The 18436-nt window shown below is 69.1% G+C and carries 14 protein-coding genes; 6 read left to right on the forward strand and 8 right to left on the reverse strand.

Annotated features, from left to right (window positions below):
* Positions 1 to 77 precede the first annotated feature (77 nt).
* Positions 78 to 1118, forward strand: a complete 1041-nt coding sequence (locus tag AC0662_RS03760; protein WP_452198857.1) for an LLM class flavin-dependent oxidoreductase — start codon at positions 78 to 80, stop codon at positions 1116 to 1118.
* On the forward strand, positions 1115 to 1786 hold the full coding sequence (locus AC0662_RS03765) for an NADPH-dependent F420 reductase (RefSeq protein ID WP_452198859.1): 672 nt from the start codon (positions 1115 to 1117) through the stop codon (positions 1784 to 1786). The genes AC0662_RS03760 and AC0662_RS03765 overlap by 4 nt, the downstream gene beginning before the upstream one ends.
* Positions 1787 to 1850: 64 nt before the next feature.
* Here the strand turns inward: AC0662_RS03765 and AC0662_RS03770 are convergent, their stop codons facing one another.
* A complete protein-coding gene (locus AC0662_RS03770) occupies positions 1851 to 2705 on the reverse strand; it encodes an EamA family transporter (RefSeq protein ID WP_452198861.1) in 855 nt (284 codons plus the stop codon).
* Between the two features lie 83 nt (positions 2706 to 2788).
* Here AC0662_RS03770 and AC0662_RS03775 point away from each other — a divergent pair, with 83 nt between their 5' ends.
* From AC0662_RS03775 to AC0662_RS03785, 3 genes are all read left to right on the forward strand, one after another.
* On the forward strand, positions 2789 to 3655 hold the full coding sequence (locus AC0662_RS03775; RefSeq protein WP_478298296.1) for a LysR family transcriptional regulator: 867 nt from the start codon (positions 2789 to 2791) through the stop codon (positions 3653 to 3655).
* A gap of 75 nt (positions 3656 to 3730) precedes the next feature.
* Positions 3731 to 4441 carry an alpha/beta fold hydrolase gene (locus tag AC0662_RS03780; RefSeq protein ID WP_478298298.1) on the forward strand — a complete coding sequence of 237 codons (711 nt, stop codon included), beginning with the start codon at positions 3731 to 3733 and terminating at the stop codon, positions 4439 to 4441.
* 20 nt (positions 4442 to 4461) lie between these two features.
* On the forward strand, positions 4462 to 5802 hold the full coding sequence (locus AC0662_RS03785; RefSeq protein WP_478298300.1) for an NAD(P)/FAD-dependent oxidoreductase: 1341 nt from the start codon (positions 4462 to 4464) through the stop codon (positions 5800 to 5802).
* Here AC0662_RS03785 and AC0662_RS03790 read toward each other — a convergent pair.
* The 3 genes from AC0662_RS03790 to AC0662_RS03800 form a co-directional block, all read right to left on the reverse strand.
* A complete protein-coding gene (locus tag AC0662_RS03790; RefSeq protein WP_478298302.1) occupies positions 5780 to 7123 on the reverse strand; it encodes a peroxidase family protein in 1344 nt (447 codons plus the stop codon). The two genes, AC0662_RS03785 and AC0662_RS03790, sit on opposite strands and share 23 nt — an antisense overlap.
* Before the next feature lie 65 nt (positions 7124 to 7188).
* A complete protein-coding gene (locus AC0662_RS03795) occupies positions 7189 to 9183 on the reverse strand; it encodes a heparinase II/III domain-containing protein (protein ID WP_478298304.1) in 1995 nt (664 codons plus the stop codon).
* 137 nt (positions 9184 to 9320) lie between these two features.
* On the reverse strand, positions 9321 to 10694 hold the full coding sequence (locus tag AC0662_RS03800) for an MFS transporter (RefSeq protein ID WP_452198873.1): 1374 nt from the start codon (positions 10692 to 10694) through the stop codon (positions 9321 to 9323).
* A gap of 135 nt (positions 10695 to 10829) precedes the next feature.
* Here AC0662_RS03800 and AC0662_RS03805 point away from each other — a divergent pair, with 135 nt between their 5' ends.
* Positions 10830 to 14441, forward strand: a complete 3612-nt coding sequence (locus AC0662_RS03805) for a GH116 family glycosyl hydrolase (protein ID WP_478298307.1) — start codon at positions 10830 to 10832, stop codon at positions 14439 to 14441.
* A 64-nt stretch (positions 14442 to 14505) separates the two neighbouring features.
* Here AC0662_RS03805 and AC0662_RS03810 read toward each other — a convergent pair whose 3' ends face one another.
* The 4 genes from AC0662_RS03810 to AC0662_RS03825 are packed head-to-tail and all read right to left on the reverse strand — an operon-like array spanning position 14506 to position 18420.
* The gene (locus AC0662_RS03810) at positions 14506 to 15528 is read right to left on the reverse strand and encodes an ABC transporter ATP-binding protein (protein ID WP_452198876.1); all 1023 of its coding nucleotides are present in this window, start codon (positions 15526 to 15528) and stop codon (positions 14506 to 14508) included.
* Positions 15525 to 16502: an ABC transporter ATP-binding protein gene (locus tag AC0662_RS03815; protein ID WP_452198877.1), complete on the reverse strand. Its 978-nt coding sequence runs from the start codon at positions 16500 to 16502 to the stop codon at positions 15525 to 15527. The genes AC0662_RS03810 and AC0662_RS03815 overlap by 4 nt, the downstream gene beginning before the upstream one ends.
* Positions 16483 to 17415 carry an ABC transporter permease gene (locus AC0662_RS03820; RefSeq protein WP_478298310.1) on the reverse strand — a complete coding sequence of 311 codons (933 nt, stop codon included), beginning with the start codon at positions 17413 to 17415 and terminating at the stop codon, positions 16483 to 16485. The genes AC0662_RS03815 and AC0662_RS03820 overlap by 20 nt, the downstream gene beginning before the upstream one ends.
* A gap of 6 nt (positions 17416 to 17421) precedes the next feature.
* Positions 17422 to 18420: an ABC transporter permease gene (locus AC0662_RS03825; RefSeq protein WP_452198881.1), complete on the reverse strand. Its 999-nt coding sequence runs from the start codon at positions 18418 to 18420 to the stop codon at positions 17422 to 17424.
* Positions 18421 to 18436: the final 16 nt, after the last annotated feature.

Here is an 18436-nt window from a genome sequence, read left to right on the forward strand (position 1 = left end):
CCGGGAATGAACCCCACTCACTCTGGTGTTGACGTGTCAACCTAGACTTGGTGTGAGTGGACAAGGAGCGTGCGGACATGACTGAGGTGAAGTTCGGCCTCGACACCTTCGGGGACATCCCGGTGGACGACAGCGGCGCGCCGGTGACGGCGGCGGCCGCGATCCGGCAGGTGGTCGACGAGGCGGTGCTGGCCGACCAGATCGGCGTGGACGCGATCGCCCTCGGTGAGCACCACCGGCCGGAGTTCTCGATCTCGACACCGGAGACGGTACTGGCCGGGATCGCGACCCAGACCTCGAACATCAAGCTCGGCTCCGGCGTGACGGTGCTGAGCTCGGACGACCCGGTGCGGGTCTTCCAGCGGTTCTCGACCGTCGACGCGCTGTCGAACGGGCGGGCCGAGGTGATCCTCGGGCGCGGCTCGTTCACCGAGTCCTTCCCGCTGTTCGGGTACGACCTGGCCGATTACGACAAGCTCTTCGAGGAGAAGCTGCAGCTCTTCGTACGGTTGCTCGACGAGAAGCCGGTCAGCTGGGAAGGCACGGTGCGGCCGTCGCTCGACAACATCGAGGTGTACCCGAAGACCGAGTCCGGCCGGCTGACCACCTGGGTCGGTGTCGGTGGATCGCCACAGTCCGTCGTCCGGACGGCGTACTACGGACTGCCGTTGATGCTCGCGATCATCGGCGGATCGCCGGAGCGCTTCGGGCCGTATGTCGACCTGTACAAGCGGGCCGCGGAGCAGTTCGGGAGCGTCGCGCATCCGATCGGAATGCACTCGCCGGGGTTCGTCGCCGAGACCGACGAGCAGGCGAAGGAGATCTACTACGCGCCGTACAAGGTGATGCGGGACCGGATCGGCGCGCTGCGCGGCTGGCCGCCGCTGAAGCGTGAGGAGTTCGAGTCCGAGGTGCTGCACGGGTCGATGTACGTCGGCTCGCCCGAGACCGTCGCGCGGCGGATCGCTGCCGCGGTGAAGACGCTCGATGTCGGACGGTTCGACCTGATCTACTCAGGTGGACCGCTGCCGGTCAGCGCGCGGACGAAGGCCGTCGAGCTCTACGGGACCAAGGTCGTCCCGATGGTGCGGGAGCTGCTCGCGGAGGAGTCGGAGTGACGACGATCGGGATTCTCGGGGCCGGCAAGGTCGGCACCGTGCTGGCGCGGCTCGCCGTCGCGGCGGGCTACCGCGTCCTGATCGCCGGCTCGGGTGACGTCTCGAAGATCGCCCTGATCGTCGAGGTCGTCACCCCGGGCGCCGTCGCGACGACAGCGGCCGAGGCGGTCGCTGAGGCGGACGTCGTGATCCTCGCGCTGCCGCTCGGCAAGTTCCAGACGATCCCGGCTGCGGCGTTGGGCGGGAAGCTCGTTATCGACGCGATGAACTACTGGTGGGAGGTCGACGGGATCCGCGACGATCTCACCGACAAGCGGACGTCGTCGTCGGAGATCGTCCAGGAGTTCCTGGCCGGGGCCCGGGTGGTGAAGGCGTTCAACCACATGGGGTACCACGACCTGGACGAGGGCGCCCGCCCCGCCGGCGCCCCGGACCGCAAGGCGATCGCGATCGCCGGCGAGCCGGACGACGTCGCGGAAGTTGCGGCCGTTGTCGACGCCTTGGGTTTCGAGCCCGTTCCGTCCGGGCCGTTGTCCCACGGCAAACGCCTGGAGCCCGGAACCGAGGCGTTCGGCGCCAACGTGGACGCGGACGAACTCCGCGAGATGCTGGCCCGCTACCCGTCGACAGTGCAGGGCCAGGAGGTAGCGCAAGTCCGGGCCGGCTGACTGGCGGCTTGTGCGACCGCTGGCGTGTTGTACCGCGTCAGCGGTGAAACAACGCGCCAGTGGGTCAGGCTGCGAGGACCTGCTGTTGCTGCTTCGGGCGGACGGCTCGTTCTGCGCCGATGCCGGCGGCGATGACGCAGGCGATGCCGATCGCCTGCAGCAGCGTGGGGGACTGGCTGAGGAAGACCCAGCCGACCAGCAGCGCCAAGGCGGGCTCGAGGCTCATCAAGGTCCCGAAGACTCCGGCGTCGAGGCGGCGCAGAGCGAGGTACTCGAGGCTGAACGGGATGACCGGAAGCAGAAGCGCCAGCCCGAAGCCGATGATCACGAGCTGCCAGGTCATGACCGGGATCGTGCTCGGCCCGGCCACCGCGGTGGCGACGACGGCGGCGACGGGCAGCGAGACGCCCATGCCCTGAAGTCCGGTCACGCTGCTCCCGACGCGCTGGGTGAGCACGATGTACGCCGCCCAGCACGCCGCCGCACCCAGCGCGAACAGCACGCCGACGAGGTCGACCGCTCCACGCCACGGCTGCGTCAGCAACAGCACACCGGCGAACGCCAGCCCCGGCCACACCAGTCGCCCGCGACTCCGCAGTACGGCGACCGACAGCGGACCGAGGAACTCCAGCGCGCTCGCCGTCCCGAGCGGCAGTCGCGCCACCGCGGCCATGAACAGCAACGTGACGCCCGCGGTCGCGACACCGAGCCCGACCGCGGCCAGGAACGACTTGCGGTCGAACGAGCTTGGCCGCGGCCGGAACAGCACCAGCACGATCAGCCCCGCGCACACCAGCCGCAACCAAGCCGCACCCTCCGGCCCGACGCGGTCGAACAGCCCGACCGACGCGGCCAGTCCCAGCTGGACCATCGTCATCGACAGCACCGCGAAGGCGATACCGGTGTCACGTGTGCGCATGCTGTCCAGTGAAGCCCGCGATTCCGTTCGCGTCCACGTGAGAATCATGGACAGATCGTTCGGGATCGCTGAACAATGACGAGATGGACGTACGCCGTCTCGAACTCCTGCTCGCGCTGTCCCGGCTCGGCTCGATGCATGCGGTGTCGGAGACGCTCGGTGTCGCGACGTCGACGGTCTCGCAACAGATCGCCGCACTCGCCAAAGAGGTCGGCCTGCCGCTCGTCGAACCCGACGGCCGTCGCGTCCGGCTCACCCCGGCCGGTCGCCGGCTCGCCACGCACGCCGTCCACATCCTCGCCGCGCACGAGGCGGCCCGGGCCGATCTCGATCCGTCCGCGGAACCTGCCGGAACGGTCCGGGTCGCCGCGTTCCACACCGCGATCCGGGACAGCCTGCTGCCCGTCGTACCGCAGTTGCCGCCGGCGGTGCGGTTGGAGATCCAGGAGCAGGAGCCACCCGACGCGCTGGCGATGCTCGAGCGCGATCAGGTGGACCTCGCCCTGACCTACGACTACAACCTCGCGCCCGCGGCGATCGACCCGGCGCTGCACGCCACCCCGCTCTGGGACACCGCGTGGAGTCTCGCCGTACCGTCGCGTTCCCGCCGCACCTCCGGTACGGCGGCCGACGTGCTCGGCGCGTTCGCCGACAGTGACTGGATCGTGAACTCCCGTCACGTCGCCGACGAACAGGTCATTCGCACCATCGCTGCGCTCGCCGGCTTCGAGCCGCGGGTCACGCAACGTGCGGACAGCCTGCAACTGGTGCAGGAGATGATCGTCGCCGGCCTCGGCGTCGCCCTCCTCCCGGCCGCCTACCCGAAAACCACCGGCGTCTCGCTCCGCCGCCTCCGCGACCCCGAGCCACGCATCCGCGCGTACGCCCTGACCCGCGCCGGACGCACCGGTTGGCCGCCACTGTCACTGGTTCTGAGCCACCTGCACTGACCCCGGTCACAAACCGCCCGGCTGCCCGGTCTTTCTCAATAGCTCGGGGAACAAGATCGAGGAAAGGGAAGACCCATGAGTGAAAGTCCGGTCGTCGTCCTGGTGCACGGTGCGTTCGCCGAGTCGGCCAGCTGGAACGGTGTCGTCGAGAGGTTGCAAGCCCGGTCGATCGAGACGGTCGCCGTCGCAAACCCGCTGCGCAGTCTCGAGGGCGACGCGCAGTACGTCCGGGACGTGATCGCGGGCATCGGCAAACCGGTCGTCCTGGTCGGGCACTCGTACGGCGGCATGGTGATCACGCAGGCCGCGGCGGACAACGACGCGGTGCGATCGCTGGTCTACGTCTGCGCGTTCGCGCCGGACCACGGTGAGACCGCGTTCCAGTTGTCGCTGCAGTTCCCGGGCAGCACGCTCGGTGACGCGCTGAACGCCTATCCGGTCAGCAGCGGTGGCAACGAGCTGGCGATCCGGGCCGACGTGTTCCGGACCCAGTTCTGCGCCGACGTACCCGCCGAGCAGGCCGCGTTGATGGCGGCCACCCAGCGTCCGGCCACCGAGGCGGCGCTGACGGACCCGCTGCCGACGTCCACGCCGGCGTGGCGGACGATCCCGTCCTGGTTCGTGTTCAGCGATCAGGACCTGAACATCCCGGTCGCTCTGCACCGCTTCCTCGCCGAGCGTGCCGGCGCGAAGGTCACTCGCGAGATCGCCGGTGCTTCGCATGCGGTCAGCGTCTCGCAGCCGGAGGCCGTCGCGACTACGATCCTGGACGCGATGGGGAGTTGACGATCGGACGGAGAAGACGGATGCGCAGGATCCTGGTGGTGGGCGGAGGGTACGCCGGGTTCTACACGGCGTGGCGGCTGGAGAAGAAGCTCCGGCGCGGCGAGGCCGAGGTGATCGTGGTGGATCCGCGGCCCTACATGACCTACCAGCCGTTCCTGCCCGAGGTGGTGGCCGGCTCGGTCGAGGCCCGGCACGCGGCCGTCTCGCTGCGCCGGAACCTGCGCCGGACGCGGATTGTCGACGGCATGGTGACCCACATCGCGCACGCCGACCGGACGGTCACCATCCGCCCCGCGCTCGGACCGGACTACGAGCTGTCGTACGACGTGATCGCGGTGACCGCCGGCGCGGTCACCCGCACGTTCGACGTCCCCGGCGTCGCGGAGCGGGCGATCGGCATGAAGCACGTCGAGGAGGCGGTCGCGATCCGGGACCGGCTGTTCACCGCCTTCGACCAGGCGGCCGGTCTGGAGCCGGGGCCGCTGCGGCGCAAGCTGCTGACGATCACCTTCGTCGGTGGCGGGTTCTCCGGCGTCGAGGGGTTCGCGGAGCTGCAGTCGCTGGCCCGGGCGTCGCTGAAGAAGTTCCCCGAGCTGTCGGCCGACGACCTCGCCTTCCACATGGTCGAGGCGACCGGCCGGATCCTGCCCGAGGTCAGCGACCGGCCCGGCGAGTGGGTGGTGAAGATGCTCGAGAAGCGCGGCGCGGTGGTGCACCTGAAGACCACGATGACGTCGGCCGCGGACGGGCACGTGGTGCTGTCCGACGGGTCGGAGTTCGACTCGGAGCTGATCGTCTGGACGGCCGGCAACGCCGCGACCCGGCTGCTGCGCAACCACACCGACCTGCCGCACAACGAACGCGGTCTGGTCCAGGTGCGGGCCGACCTGCGGATCGGGACCGCGAACGAGGTGGTCCCGGACGCGTGGGCGGCCGGTGACGACGCGGCGGTGCCCGATCTCGCCGCGTCGAGCGAGGGCGCGTACACGGTGCCGAACGCGCAGAACGCCGTACGGCAGGGGAAGTTGCTGGCGAAGAACCTGCTGCGATCGCTGCGCGGACGGGCGCCGAAGAACTACGTGCACCACAGCCTCGGTGCGATCGCGACGCTCGGCCTGGGCACCGGGATCTTCCAGTACCGGCGGCTCGTCATCAAGGGTCTGCCGGCCTGGCTGATGCACCGCGGGTACCACGTGCTCGCGGTGCCGACGTGGGACCGCAAGGTGCGGGTGCTGGCGATCTGGCTGGTGTCGTTCGTCTACGGCCGCGACATCGTGTCGCTGGCCTCGGTCCAGAGCCCACGGGAGGCGTTCACGACCGAGGCCAAGGCACCGAAGCTCAGCGCGTCCCGCCCGGGATGAGCAGATCGGGCAGGCCGAACGTGGCGCCGGCGGCCGGCAGTGTCGGCTGCCAGTCCGGTTCGAGGCTGAGGTAGCTGGCCGGGTCCGCGCGCAGCAGCCCGATCAGTACCTCGGTCACGATCCGCCCGCCGACCGGCCCGAGCCGATCGCCGTGAGCGAAGTACTCCGACTCCTTCAGGATGTAGAACCACAACGGCGTACCGCCCGGCCAGGTCTCCTCGGTGAGCGCCGGTACGCCGAGAAGCTTGGCCACCGCCTCGCCACTCGGCAGGCCGGTGGTGTCACCGCGCAACAGATCCCGCACCGCCAACGACCGGTACGCCGTTTCGTCCACCGCACCCGTCACTCGCTCGGGCAGCCCGATCAGGCTCGCGGCCAGCCGCCCGTCGAGCCGCTTCGACCGCTGCGCCCGCGGACGTCCGGGGACGTCGAAGACCTGCGCGAGATCGAGCCGCCGCTCGGCCGCCAGCGGTCCGAAACCCACCAGGTCGGGGAACAGCGGGTACTCCGAGCCGCCCTCGACCAGCCGGTACTTGTGCCGGATCTGCCCGTGCCCGTACCGGTACGCCGCATCCGCGAACTCCAGCGGGATGAACCCCCGCGACGGTTCGGGCGCGAACCAACTGCCGCCCTTGTCGAGCACCTCGTCGACCAGTTCGCGGCCGACCAGCCGCGGCAGAAAGTCGTGGACGACGATCCACTGGTAATGCCACGTCAGCGTCACCCGGGCCTTCTCGAACACGTCCTCCTCGGCCACGCCGCTCGCCCTGAGCCGGTCCACGATCCGGTTGTGCGCGTGCAGGAACGCCACGTGCAGACTCAACGAGAACAGGTGTACGTCGTTCCGCGGGTCGCCGATCAGCGCCACACCCTGGGGATTCCGCGGTACGTCGTACCCGTCGGGGTCGAGCAGGAACTTGGCCGGGTCGTCCACGTCGAACAGGTACGGCGTGCCGATCGGACCGTCGGCGTACAGCATCTCGAGGTTGAGCCGAGGCGAGCGGGCGTTCCGCAAACCGTCTGTGTCCGCGGGAACCCCGGCGATCGGTGAGCGGTCCGCGGTCGTGTCGTGCGCCACCAACTGCCCGAAGAACGGCCATCCGGCCGCCTGCTCTGCGTCATCACCACCGCTCCCGAGATCCAGCGCGGCCGCGGCGTCGCAGACCCCGCCGTCCGCACCGGCCCGCATCAACACGTGCGGATCCGTCCCGAGCGGCTCGAGGCCCCCGAACATCCGCCCGTACCGCGCCCCACCTGTCGGTCGGTCCACGCTCCGCACCAAGCTCAAACAGTGGTCGCGCGCCGCCGGATGCGTACTCATCCCAGTCCTCCTCAGCGTTGTCTCCACAAGAAAGACAGCACACCTCGGCCCCCTGTGACGAGGGGTCAGCTGATGCGGGTGAGGCGGCCGTCGGGGAGGACCCGGATGGTGGTTTTGCGGGCTCCGACGGTGAGGTCGACGAAGAACATCGTGCCGACGGTGCGCGTGGTGAAGGAGACCGGTTCGGTGGCGCCGGCAGGGACGACAGCGGACAGGATGCTGGCGCTGGTGCCGTTGCGGTTGAACTTCACGACCGGAGCGGGCTGCCGGTGGAAGATGTCCGGGTAGTACCAGCCCTGGACCGGGTCCTGCTGACCCTGGACGACCGTGATGCCGTCAGCGGGCGGCTGCTGCTGGTACGGGATCTGCAGCAGGTGGGTCTTGGTCTTGTCACCCGGCTTGCTCGCGATCGCGGTGGTGGGGGACTGGACGGTGACCTTCTGGTCCGGCGCCAGATGCCACAGGGTCTCGTACCGCTGGCTGCTCGTCGACTGGCCGCGGTCCAGCGTGATGATCAGGTCGGGGTCCTTCAGCACCAGCACGTCCCGCTTCCGGGTCACCTCCGGCGCCGGCGAGTCCTCGAGGGAGTACGACTCCCAGGTCGGCGTGATCGCGGCGCGCACCAGCCGGGTCTCGACGGAAGCCGTCTGCGCCGACGGGATCGTCATCACGTTGTGCGCGGCCTGACTCTTCGACCAGGCCTGCCACTTGTCGAGCTGGTACCCCGAGTGCCCCGGGTCGATCAGGACGTCCCGCCCGTGCGAGGAGTAGGTGATCGACATGTGGTCGTCGTGCCCGTGCAGCCGCCGCGCTACGCCGTACCTGATGCTGTACGTCGACTCGTTCGCGAACGGTCGCGTCTGGCCCCATCCGGTCCGCCCGAAGACGTACCCGGCGTCGAACACCGCGACTCGCTTCGCCGGCGCCTTGCCCTGCTTCCCGAGCGAGGCGACGTAGTCCAGCGACGTACCGACGGCCCCGGTCGGCTTCTGCCGTACGGCGTCCCCGACCTGCTGCAGCTCACCGGTCGACTTGGTCGCGAGCGCGAGCCACTCGGACAGCGCGGCCCGGCGCCGCGAGATCACCTGGCCCGGATCCGACCCGCAGCGCTGCAGGGCGGTGGTCGCGCGACCCCAGAGCAGGTAGTTGAACATCGCGTACCCGACCGACTGCTCGTTCGTCGACCCCTGCGGGTCGATCGCGATCGTGATCGCCTGGGTCAATCGGTCGACCGCCAGCTTCTTCAGCTCCGGCCGCTTGAGCGTGCAGCCGACGCCGAACATCGCGATGCTCTCGTCCGTCCCGTGGTTCGACGAGCCGCTCCAGTTCGCGATCATGAACTGCGCATGGTCGACGAGCGCCTTGTCGAGCCAGGCGTACTGCGTCGGCAGCGTGCGGACGTGCATCCCGGTGAGCACCGCCTGCCGCGTACACAGCAGCACGTTCGTGCGGTGCATGGTCGCTTCCCAGGCGCCAACGTCGCCCTTCCACGAGTACGGGTTGTCCTGCACCCAGTCGTGGATGATCGCCAGCACGTGGTTCAGCGTCTTGCGGTCGCCGCGCTGCCCGGCGGCGATGCCTTGGCCGAGCCAGCGCAACGAGTGCAGCCACATGTACCAGCTGGGCTTCTGGTACGGGTTCGAGCGCCAGTTGATGTCGCCCTTGCCGTTCCCCACCTTGTACGCCGGGTCGTCGCCCCAGAGGAAGGTGTCGTTCATCAGCATCGACACCGGGACCTTGGAGTCGATCCCGCTGAAGCCGGGGCACTCGTACGTCCCGGTGTTCGCGACCGGCGTCGACGGCGGGGGAGTGGCCGGGGTGTCGACACCCGGCAGCGGCTCGTCGGTCGACGACGGCACGCTCGGGGTCGCGGCGGGCTGCGTGTTCGGGCGGGGTGTGCTGGGCGTCGGCGATCCGCTCGCGGCGACCGGCGTACTGCGGTCGCGGGCGCCGGGCATCAGCACGAAGACGGCGCCCGCGAAGGCCACACCACAGACCAGGACGCAGACAAGCGTCAGCGCGACGGTCGTCCCCCACCGCCTCGCCGGCCGCGCACCCACCCGCCCCCACCACCCTTCCGAGAACTAGACGCTCCGAGTCCCCCGATTGGTTGCATCCGGCCCCGGTTGGTCGATTGCAGCTCGTACGAGCGAATTCTTCAAGCCCCGGCCGGTGACCCGCAGACAAGCTACCCGCATCACGAGTCGCAGGCCGCCGAGGGTACGAGGACGGGCGCGCGGCGGCCGAGGGCGGTCACGCAGAGACCGGCGACGCTGGCCGCGGCGGCCACGATCGCGCAGGTGACGAAGCCAGTGCTCAGGTTGTGGGCGGTGCCGAGCAGCGGGCCGAACGTCGCCACACCGATCGCGCCGCCGATCTGGCGGGAGGTGTTGAACGCTGCCGACGCCGCGCCGTGCAGGTCGGGCTCGACGGCGGCGATGGACTGCGCGGTCATGGTCGGTACGAGGATTCCGGAGCTGAAGCCGATCGGGAGCAGCGCGAGGACCATCGGCCAGACTGCGGACGCCGTACTGGCCCAGGCGAGCGCGAGCAGTCCGATGGTGAGGACGGCCTGGCCGAGGGCGAGCACGGTCGGGCGGCCGAGCCGGCGGGTCAGGGGCGCGGAGCAGAGGTTGGCGATCGAGATCAGGCCGGTCAGCGGCAGGAACAGCAATCCGGTCACGAGTGCGCTGAGGCCGCGACCCTGCTGGAGCAACAGGCTCATCGAGAACAGCACGCCGTAGAAGGCGAAGTTCAGCAGGCTGCCCTGCAGCGCGGCGGCCGCGAACCCGCGATCGGCGTACAGCCTTGGAGGCAGCAGCGGGCCGCGGACGGAGCGCTCGACCAGGACGAAGCCCACCAGACCGACGACGGTCAACGCGCCCGCCGTGAGGATCGCTGGATCGAGCCAGCCACGGGACGGCGCCTCGATCAGGGCGAACACGAGACCGCCGATGAAAGCCGTGGCGGCGACCATTCCGCCGACATCGAGCCGACGACCACGGCGTACGACGGCCGGCATCGAGCGCAGCGCCCAGATCGCGGCCGGGATACCGATCACCACGTTGACCGCGAAGACGGCCCGCCAGTTCGCGAGCGCCACCAGACCGCCACCGAGCAACGGACCGGCCGCCATGCCGGCGCCGCCGGCCGCCGCCCACCAACTGACCAGGCGGTGCCGCGTTTGCTCGTCGGTGGCCGAGGCGGTTGCGAGGACGAGCGCGCTCGGCAGCAGCAGCGCGGAGCCCGCACCCTGGACGAGCCGGGCCAGGTTGAGCATCAGCATCGAGCCGGCCGCCGCGCAGACAGCCGACGACAGCGTGAAGACGACGAGCCCGGTGAGGAAGGCCCGCTTCGCGCCGAGGGTGTCCGCGATCGCTCCGGCGCCGAGCATCAGTGCAGCGAACGACAGCGTGTAGGCGTTCAAGGACCACTCGAGCTCGGCCCGCGACGCGTGCAAATGGGTGCCGAGTTCGGCCAAGGTGACGTTCACGATCGTGCTGTCGACGAAGACCATGAACGAGGCGATCAGGGCCAGGGCGACGACGGACCGGCGGTGTTCGACGGGCATGGAACTCACCCTACGACATTGTTTGACACGCGTCGAACAATAGACCACTCGACGGGACCCGTTGACCTACGCGCGGGTCCTGACTACGGTGTCGGAAATCGATTTCTCCCACACACCGCCCGTCAGGAGAACCGAATGACCGCCAGCGATCTTCCGCCCGGCTGTGCGAACCGTTCCTGTGCCGGTGACTGTCCCCGGGCCCATCTGAGTCGCCGTACCTTCATCGCCCTCGGGGCCGGTGCCGCCGGTGCGCTGGCCGTCCCGGGCCAAGCCGTCGCCGCGTTCGCCGCACCGCCGGCTCCGGACCCGAGTGTGCTCTTCGACCGCGGCAAGCCGACGACGTACAGCGGCGCCGCGCTGCCCAAGATCGGGATGCCGGTCGGCGGCGGTACGACGGGCCAGGTGTACCTCGCCGGCGACGGACGCCTGTGGGCGTGGGACATCTTCAACCCGTCGTCGTTCCCGCTCGGTGGCGCGGACTTCTCCGGGCACAACTACGCGGATCCGCTCTCGGCCGACCAGCCGGGCGCGTCCCAGTTCGGTCAGGGCTTCGCGCTGCGGACCACCACGCGCGGCCGGGCGACGACGCGGACCGTCGACGCGGCCGGCTTCCGCGACGTCCGGTTCACCGGCACGTATCCGATCGGCCAGGTCTCGTACGCCGATTCCGCCAGCCCGGTCGCGGTCGAGTTGGACGCCTTCTCGCCGTTCATCCCGCTCGCCACGCTGGACTCCACGCTGCCGACGACGATCATGGCGTTCACGCTGCGGAACACGTCCGCCGCGGCGGTGCACGCGACACTGCTCGGGTACGCCGAGAACCCGGTCTGCATCGACAGCCGCGATCGCCAACCCACCACGTTGCAGGCGCGGAGCTTCTCGAGCGGGATCCAGTTCGGCGCGGTCGACGACCTGGCGGCCGAGCAGGGCGACATTCTGTTCGAGGACTGGGAGAAGGACACGTACGACGGTTGGACGGTGACCGGCGACGCGTTCGGGCCGGGTCCCGTGCGGCCGCTCGACGTACCGAACCTGATGAAGCGCTTCGGGGACCTGAACGTGTCGGGGACGCGATACGTCACGTCGTACGACTTCCGGGGTGGCGGCAACGACGGCGCGACCGGGAAGCTGACAAGCCGCGAGTTCACCATCGAGCGCCGGTACGTCGCGGTCGGGGTGAGCGGCGGACGCCAGGCCGGCGTCAACGTGGTGGTCGACGGCAAGGTCGTCGCGTCGGCGACAGGTGACGAGAGCGAACCGCTGGTCGCGCAAATGCTGGACGTCGGCGATTACCAGGGCCGCACCGCGCGGATCGAGATCGTCGACGCGACCACGGGTGCGTGGGGACACATCAGCTGCGACGCGATCGTGTTCACCGACCGCCCGGACATCGTGTTCGAGAACTGGGACAAGACGACGTACGACGGCTGGACAGTGGCCGGTGAGGCGTTCGGGGCCGGGCCGGTGACCGCGGCCGAGACGCCGGACGGGTTCCGGCGGCCGTTCGGGGTCCGGACCGAGCTGAACGTGAGCGGGCGGTTCGTCACGTCGTACAACTTCCGTGGCACCGGCGATCCGGATCGGTACACCGGGTCGTTGACGAGCCGGGACTTCGTCATCGAGCGCCGCTTCGTGACGGCGTGGGTCGGTGGCGGGCACCACAAGGCGGAGACCTGTCTGAACGTGGTGGTCGACGGTCAGGTTGTGGCGAGCACGGCGGGTACCGACGTCGAGCCGCTGAATGCTGTGTCGATGGATGTCGGGAAGTACGCCGGGCGGACCGCGCACATCCAGATCGTCGACAGCAACACCGGCGGCTGGGGCCACGTCAACGTCGACCGGATCCTGTTCAGTGACCGCCCGATCCGGCGGCAGCCCGTGGCCGAGCGGCCGGACGGCGGCACGTTCGCGCTGGCCGCGCTCGCACCGGGCGCGGTCGCCCGGCCGTCGATCGCGAAGTGGGACAGCACTGCCCAGCTCTTCGACTCGGTCGCCGGTCCGGTGGACTCCGACGGTCCGCAGGCCGGGACCGTCGCGGTCAGCGTCACGCTGGCGCCGGGGGAGTCCAGGACGATCCGCTTCGCCTACGGGTGGTTCTTCCCGAACCCGGAACGCGAGCTCTTCTCCGAGCTCGTCGGCGCCTCGACGTTCCGCCGCCACTACGCGAGCCGGTTCGCGTCCGCCCGCGAAGTCGTCGAGTACGTCGGCAAGCACGTCGACCGCCTCGAGCGCGACACGAGAACCTGGGTGAAGACGTGGTACGACGACTCGTCACTGCCGCACTGGTTCCTCGAACGCACGCTCGCGACCGCGTCCACGATCGCCACCAGTACGTGCTATCGCTGGGACGACGGCCGTTTCTACGCGTGGGAAGGCACGTACTGCTGCGCCGGCACCTGCGAGCACGTGTGGAACTACGCGCAGGCGATCGGCCGGCTGTTCCCCGACCTGGAACGCGACACCCGCGAACGCGTCGACCTCGGGATCGCGTTCCGGCCGACCGGCGAGATCGGGAACCGTGGCGAGTCGGGCGATGCGTCGAGCTCGTTCGCCGACGGGCAGACCGGGACGATCCTGCGGATCTACCGCGAGCACCAGATGAGCAAGGACGCGACGTTCCTGCGCCGCGTCTGGCCCCGGGTGCGGACCGCTGTCGAGTTCCTGGTGACGCAGCGGGACGGCAAAGACGAGGACGGGATCTTCCGCGGCAGCCAGTGGAACACGCTCGACACCGAATGGTTCGGCGAGGTTCCGTGGATCAGTGGCTTGTACGTCGCGTCTCTGCGAGCGGCCGCCGCGATGGCCGGTGAGGTGGGGGATACCGCGAGCGCGTCCCGGTACGCGGCGATCGCCGACCGAGGGTCGGCGTACCTGTCGGGGAAGCTGTGGAACGACGAGTACGGGTACTACGTGCAGAAGGTCGATCCGGCGCATCCGACGGCGGAGAACAGCAACCGGGGATTGTTCGTCGACCAGATGTACGGCCAGACGTACGCCGCTCAGCTCGGGCTGCCCCGGGTGTTTCCCGCGGACCAGGCGCGGACGGCGCTGTCACGGCTGTACGAGTCGAACTTCCGGGTCGAGCCGGGAACGTACCGGCCGCCGGGGATCGGGGTGGGCCGGGTCTACACCACCGAGGGCGAGAGCGGCGTGATCATGGCGACCTGGCCGCACGGCGGGTCGGACGAGACCCGCGGCCTGATGTACTTCAACGAGGTGTGGACCGGTCAGGAGTACCAGTTCGCCGCGCACCTGTTCTCGGAGGGCATGACGTCGGAGGGCCTCGCGGTCACGCGGGCGATGTACGAGCGCTACTCGGCGACGAAACGCAATCCCTACAACGAGATCGAGGCCAGCGACCACTACGCACGCGCCATGATGGGCTTCGGCGTCTACCTCGCAGCCTGCGGCTACGAGTACCACGGCCCCAAGGGCCACCTCGGTTTCGCCCCACGCATCCACCCAGAAAACTTCCGCTCCGCCTTCACCACCGCCGAAGGCTGGGGTCTCTACACCCAACGCCGAACCCCAACCACCCTCACAGCCACCATCGACATCCGCTACGGCCAGGCGTCCCTGACCACGCTGTCCTTCGAAACCGCACGCCCCGCACACCAGGTCAAGGCTCGCATCGGAAGCGCCTCGGTCCCTGCCACCGTAGTTGCCACCGGCAACCGAGCCGTAGTCACCCTCACCCGCCCAGCCGCGATCACCCCAGCCGGCGCCCTGCAGATCACTCTCACCTGAGGCTGAGACCCGCACCGGTGACTGGAGACCTGCTATAGGTAGTCTCCAGTCACCACGAGGTGTCTTAGGTCGGGTCGGGCTCGGCGACGTGGCAGGCGGCCTGGTGGTTGTCGCCCATCGGGCGGAGGAGTGGGGTGACCTCGTGGCACTTGTCGACTGCGAGCGGGCAGCGCCAGCGGAAGCGGCAGCCGGGGGTGGGGTCGATGACCTTCGGGGGCTCGCCGGTGTCGCCTTCGATGCCGGTCGAGAGGGGAGCCCGCGGGTCGGGAACCGCGCCGAGCAGCAGGTCCGTGTAGGGGTGTTTCGGGTTCTGGAGGACCGACTCCGTGGGGCCGGTCTCGACGACGTGGCCGGCGTACATGATCATCAGGCGGTCGGCGACGTAGCGGGCGCTCGCGATGTCGTGGGTGATGTAGAGGAACGACACCCCTTCCTTGCCGCGCAGCTCGGCCATCAGGTTCAGCAGGCCGATCCGGATCGACACGTCGAGCATCGACACCGGCTCGTCGGCGAGGATCAGTTTCGGTTTGTGGGCGAGCGCCTGCGCGAACCCGATCCGTTGCCGCTGGCCACCACTCAGCTCGTACGGGAACCGGTTCATGATGTCCCCGGCCGGTGACAGCCCGACCGCCTCGGCGACCCGCTCGGCCTCGGCGTACCGCTGCTGCCGGTTGATCTCCGGCCGGTGCAGCTTGAGGCTGCGCAAGATCCCGTGCGACACCCGGAACGCCGGGTTCAGCGAGCTGAACGGATCCTGGAACACCATCGGTACGTCGGCCCGGTATGCGAGCTGATCCTTCCGGGACCGGTAGGTCGACAGTGCCCGGCCCTGGTAGTAGATCTCGCCGCTCGTCGGCTTGTACACGCCCGCCAGCAGCCGTGCGATCGTGCTCTTGCCGCTCCCGCTCTCACCCGCCAGCGCGACGATCTCCTGCTGACCGATGGTGAAGTTCACCTCGTCGACCGCGTGCAGCAACTGCCGCGACAACCCGCGCCCGACCCGGAAGTGCCGGGTCAGCTCCTTTGCCTCGAGCAACGGTGTGCTGGCCGGTGTGGCCTCGGTCTGCTCGGCGTCGACGCTCGTCATGACACCTCCCGGGCGGATTCCAGCGATGGTGCGTGCAACAGACAGCGCGCTTCGACGGCGCCGACCGAGTACAGCTCCGGTGCGATCTTCGGGCAGTCCTCGAACGCCTTCGGGCAGCGCGGCTGGAACCGGCAGCCACTCGGCGGATCGGCAAGGTTCGGCGGGCTGCCCGGGATCCCGGTCAGCGGCACCTTCGGCCCGCGGATCGACGGGAACGCGTCCAGCAGCCCGGCGCTGTACGGGTGCTCCGGATGGTCGAACACCGCCCGAGTGGCACCGAACTCCACCACCTGACCGGCGTACATCACCACCAGCTTGTCGGAGAAGTGACTGACCAGCGACATGTCGTGCGTGACGAAGATGACCGCGAAGCCGAGCTTGCGCTGCAACTCCTTGATCTGCACCATCAGCGACCGCTGCGCGACCACGTCGAGCGCGGACGTCGGCTCGTCCATGATGATCAGGTCCGGGGTGAACAGCAGCGCCATCGCGATCATCGCCCGCTGCCGCATGCCGCCGCTCAGCTGGTGCGGGTAACTGCGCAGGTGAATCGGGTCGATGCCGACGAGGCGCAGTACCTCGGCCGGACGGTTCTCGTCGACCGCCTCGTCGTGCGCCATGATCGTGTCCTTGAACTGTGCGCCGATGCTCTTCACCGGGTTCAGCGCGTTCATCGCGCTCTGCATCACGACCGAGAAGTCCCGCCAGCGCAGCGCGGACAGCTTCCGCTCGTTCATCGTCACCAGGTTCTGGCCCTGGAACGTCACGCTGCCGCCGGTGATCGCGGCCGGTGAGGTGAGCAGTTGCGCGATCGCGAACAGCAGCGTCGACTTGCCGCAGCCGGACTCGCCGACCACGCCGACGAACTCACCGGCGTGGACGTCGAGATCCACGTGGTCGACCGCGACGACCGGACGGGATCCGGTGTCGTACTCGACCGTGAGGTCCTGAACCTCAAGAAGTGGCTTTGGCACGTCGCCTCCGAACCGGCCGCAGTGCGGGGTTGCTGATCTCGTCGAACGCGTAGTTGAGCAGGGCGAAGGACACACCGAGCAGCGCGACCGCCAGACCCGGCGAGAGCGCCCACGCGGGCAGGCCGTTCACCAGGGCGCCCTGGTTCTGCGCCCAGTAGAGCATCGTGCCCCAGCTCAGTGAGTTGGGGTCGCCGAGCCCGAGGAACTGCAGTCCGGCCGCGGTGAGCACGGAGTACAGCGCGGCGCCGAGGAAGTTCGCGACGATCAGCGAGATCATCGTCGGCAGCACCTCGACGACGATGATGTACGAGCGTCGCTCGCCCCGCACCCGCGCCGACTCGAGGAAGTCCCGGTTCCGCAGCGACAGTGCCTGCGCCCGCATCTGCCGGGCGCCGTACGACCAGCCGGTGAGGATCAGCACGATGATGATCACGGTCAGGTTGCCCTTGCCGGCGTACGTCGCCAGCACGATGATCAGCGGGAACGTCGGGAGGACCAGGAAGATGTCGGTCAGCATCGACAACCCGTCGTCGGCGAATCCGCCGAGATAGGCGGCCGAGACGCCGATGATCACCGACAGGATCGTCGCGCCGAGACCGGCGACGATCGCGATGACGAGGGACTCACGGGTGCTGTAGACGAGTTCGGCGTACACGTCCTGGCCGAGGCCGGTCGTGCCGAGCCAGTGGGCGCCGGACGGTTTCGCCAACGGGGTATCGCCGATCGCGCGGGGATCGCCGTGCAGCCAGGGCACGAACAGATGCGGGAACGCGGCGAGCAGGATGAACAGCAGCAGCAGAGCCGCACCGACCATGGCCTTGCGGTTGCGCAGAGCGGCTCGGAAGAGGCCACCGCGCGGGCGGCGGGTCGAGGCGGTGGTAGGCGCGGCGGTGCCGGCAACAATCGCACTCATCGGCAGCTACCCCTTCGTCCGGGCGCGCGGGTCGAGCAGGAACACCGCGATGTCGCAGAGCAGGACACAGATCAGCACCGCCAGCGTCACGAGCAGGAACAGGGCCTGGAGCAACGGGTAGTCGGTGCTCACCGTCGCGTTGTAGAACATGTAACCCAGACCCGGGTAGTTGAACACGTACTCGACCAGGATCGTGCCGGAGATGACGAAGCCGAGCGACATCGCGAAACCGGACAGGTTCGGCAGGAACGCGTTCCGCCCGGCGTACCCGAACATGATCCTGCGGTTCGGGATGCCCTTCGCGCGGGCCATCCGTACGTAGTCCTCGGCGAGCGTGGTGATCATGTTGTTCCGCATGGTCAGGATCCAGCCACCGACCGCGGTGATCAGGATCGTCGCGGCCGGCAGGATCCCGTGCTTGAGCACGCTCAGCACGAACTCACCGGTGAATCCCGGCGTCAGGCCCTGGTCGTAGTTGAAGTCGTTCGGCAGCACCGGGTTGCTGCCGATCGCGAACGTCGAGATCAGCAGCAGCGCCACCCAGAAGTACGGCAGCGCCGAGGTGACGATGAACACCGGCGGTACGACGCCGTCGATCAGCCCGCCGCGGCGCCAGCCGGAGATGGTGCCGATCAGCGTGCCGAGGGCGAACGCCAGGATCGTGGTGATCCCGACCAGGCCGAGCGTCCACGGCAACGCGGCACCGATCAGCGACGTCACCGGTACGCCGAGGCTGCTGCCGATCGACACGCCCCAGTGACCGCTGACCATCGACTTCAGGTACTCCAGGTACTGCAGCATCAGGTTCTTGCCCGGGTCGAACCCGAACTCGGCCAGCACGGTGCGCAACTGCTCCTCCGTGACGACCGAACCGCCCTTGCTCAACCGCGCGCGCAGCGCGTCCTCCGGGCTGCCCGGCATCATCCGCGGGATGAAGAAGTTGAGCGTCATCGCCGCCCACAACGTGAGCACGAAGAACCCGAGCCGTCGGATCAGGTATCGCACAACCACCAGCTCCTCG

This window comes from Kribbella sp. NPDC043289 (assembly GCF_056436705.1).

What these genes read in the sequence shown, in the direction of transcription:
- AC0662_RS03775 (WP_478298296.1), top strand. Translation starts at nt 2,789, where the DNA reads ATGGACGTACGCCGTCTCGAACTCCTGCTCGCGCTGTCCCGGCTCGGC.
- AC0662_RS03800 (WP_452198873.1), bottom strand. Translation starts at nt 10,694, where the DNA reads ATGCCCGTCGAACACCGCCGGTCCGTCGTCGCCCTGGCCCTGATCGCC.
- AC0662_RS03805 (WP_478298307.1), top strand. Translation starts at nt 10,830, where the DNA reads ATGACCGCCAGCGATCTTCCGCCCGGCTGTGCGAACCGTTCCTGTGCC.
- AC0662_RS03770 (WP_452198861.1), bottom strand. Translation starts at nt 2,705, where the DNA reads ATGCGCACACGTGACACCGGTATCGCCTTCGCGGTGCTGTCGATGACG.
- AC0662_RS03810 (WP_452198876.1), bottom strand. Translation starts at nt 15,528, where the DNA reads ATGACGAGCGTCGACGCCGAGCAGACCGAGGCCACACCGGCCAGCACA.
- AC0662_RS03760 (WP_452198857.1), top strand. Translation starts at nt 78, where the DNA reads ATGACTGAGGTGAAGTTCGGCCTCGACACCTTCGGGGACATCCCGGTG.
- AC0662_RS03790 (WP_478298302.1), bottom strand. Translation starts at nt 7,123, where the DNA reads ATGAGTACGCATCCGGCGGCGCGCGACCACTGTTTGAGCTTGGTGCGG.
- AC0662_RS03820 (WP_478298310.1), bottom strand. Translation starts at nt 17,415, where the DNA reads ATGAGTGCGATTGTTGCCGGCACCGCCGCGCCTACCACCGCCTCGACC.
- AC0662_RS03780 (WP_478298298.1), top strand. Translation starts at nt 3,731, where the DNA reads ATGAGTGAAAGTCCGGTCGTCGTCCTGGTGCACGGTGCGTTCGCCGAG.
- AC0662_RS03785 (WP_478298300.1), top strand. Translation starts at nt 4,462, where the DNA reads ATGCGCAGGATCCTGGTGGTGGGCGGAGGGTACGCCGGGTTCTACACG.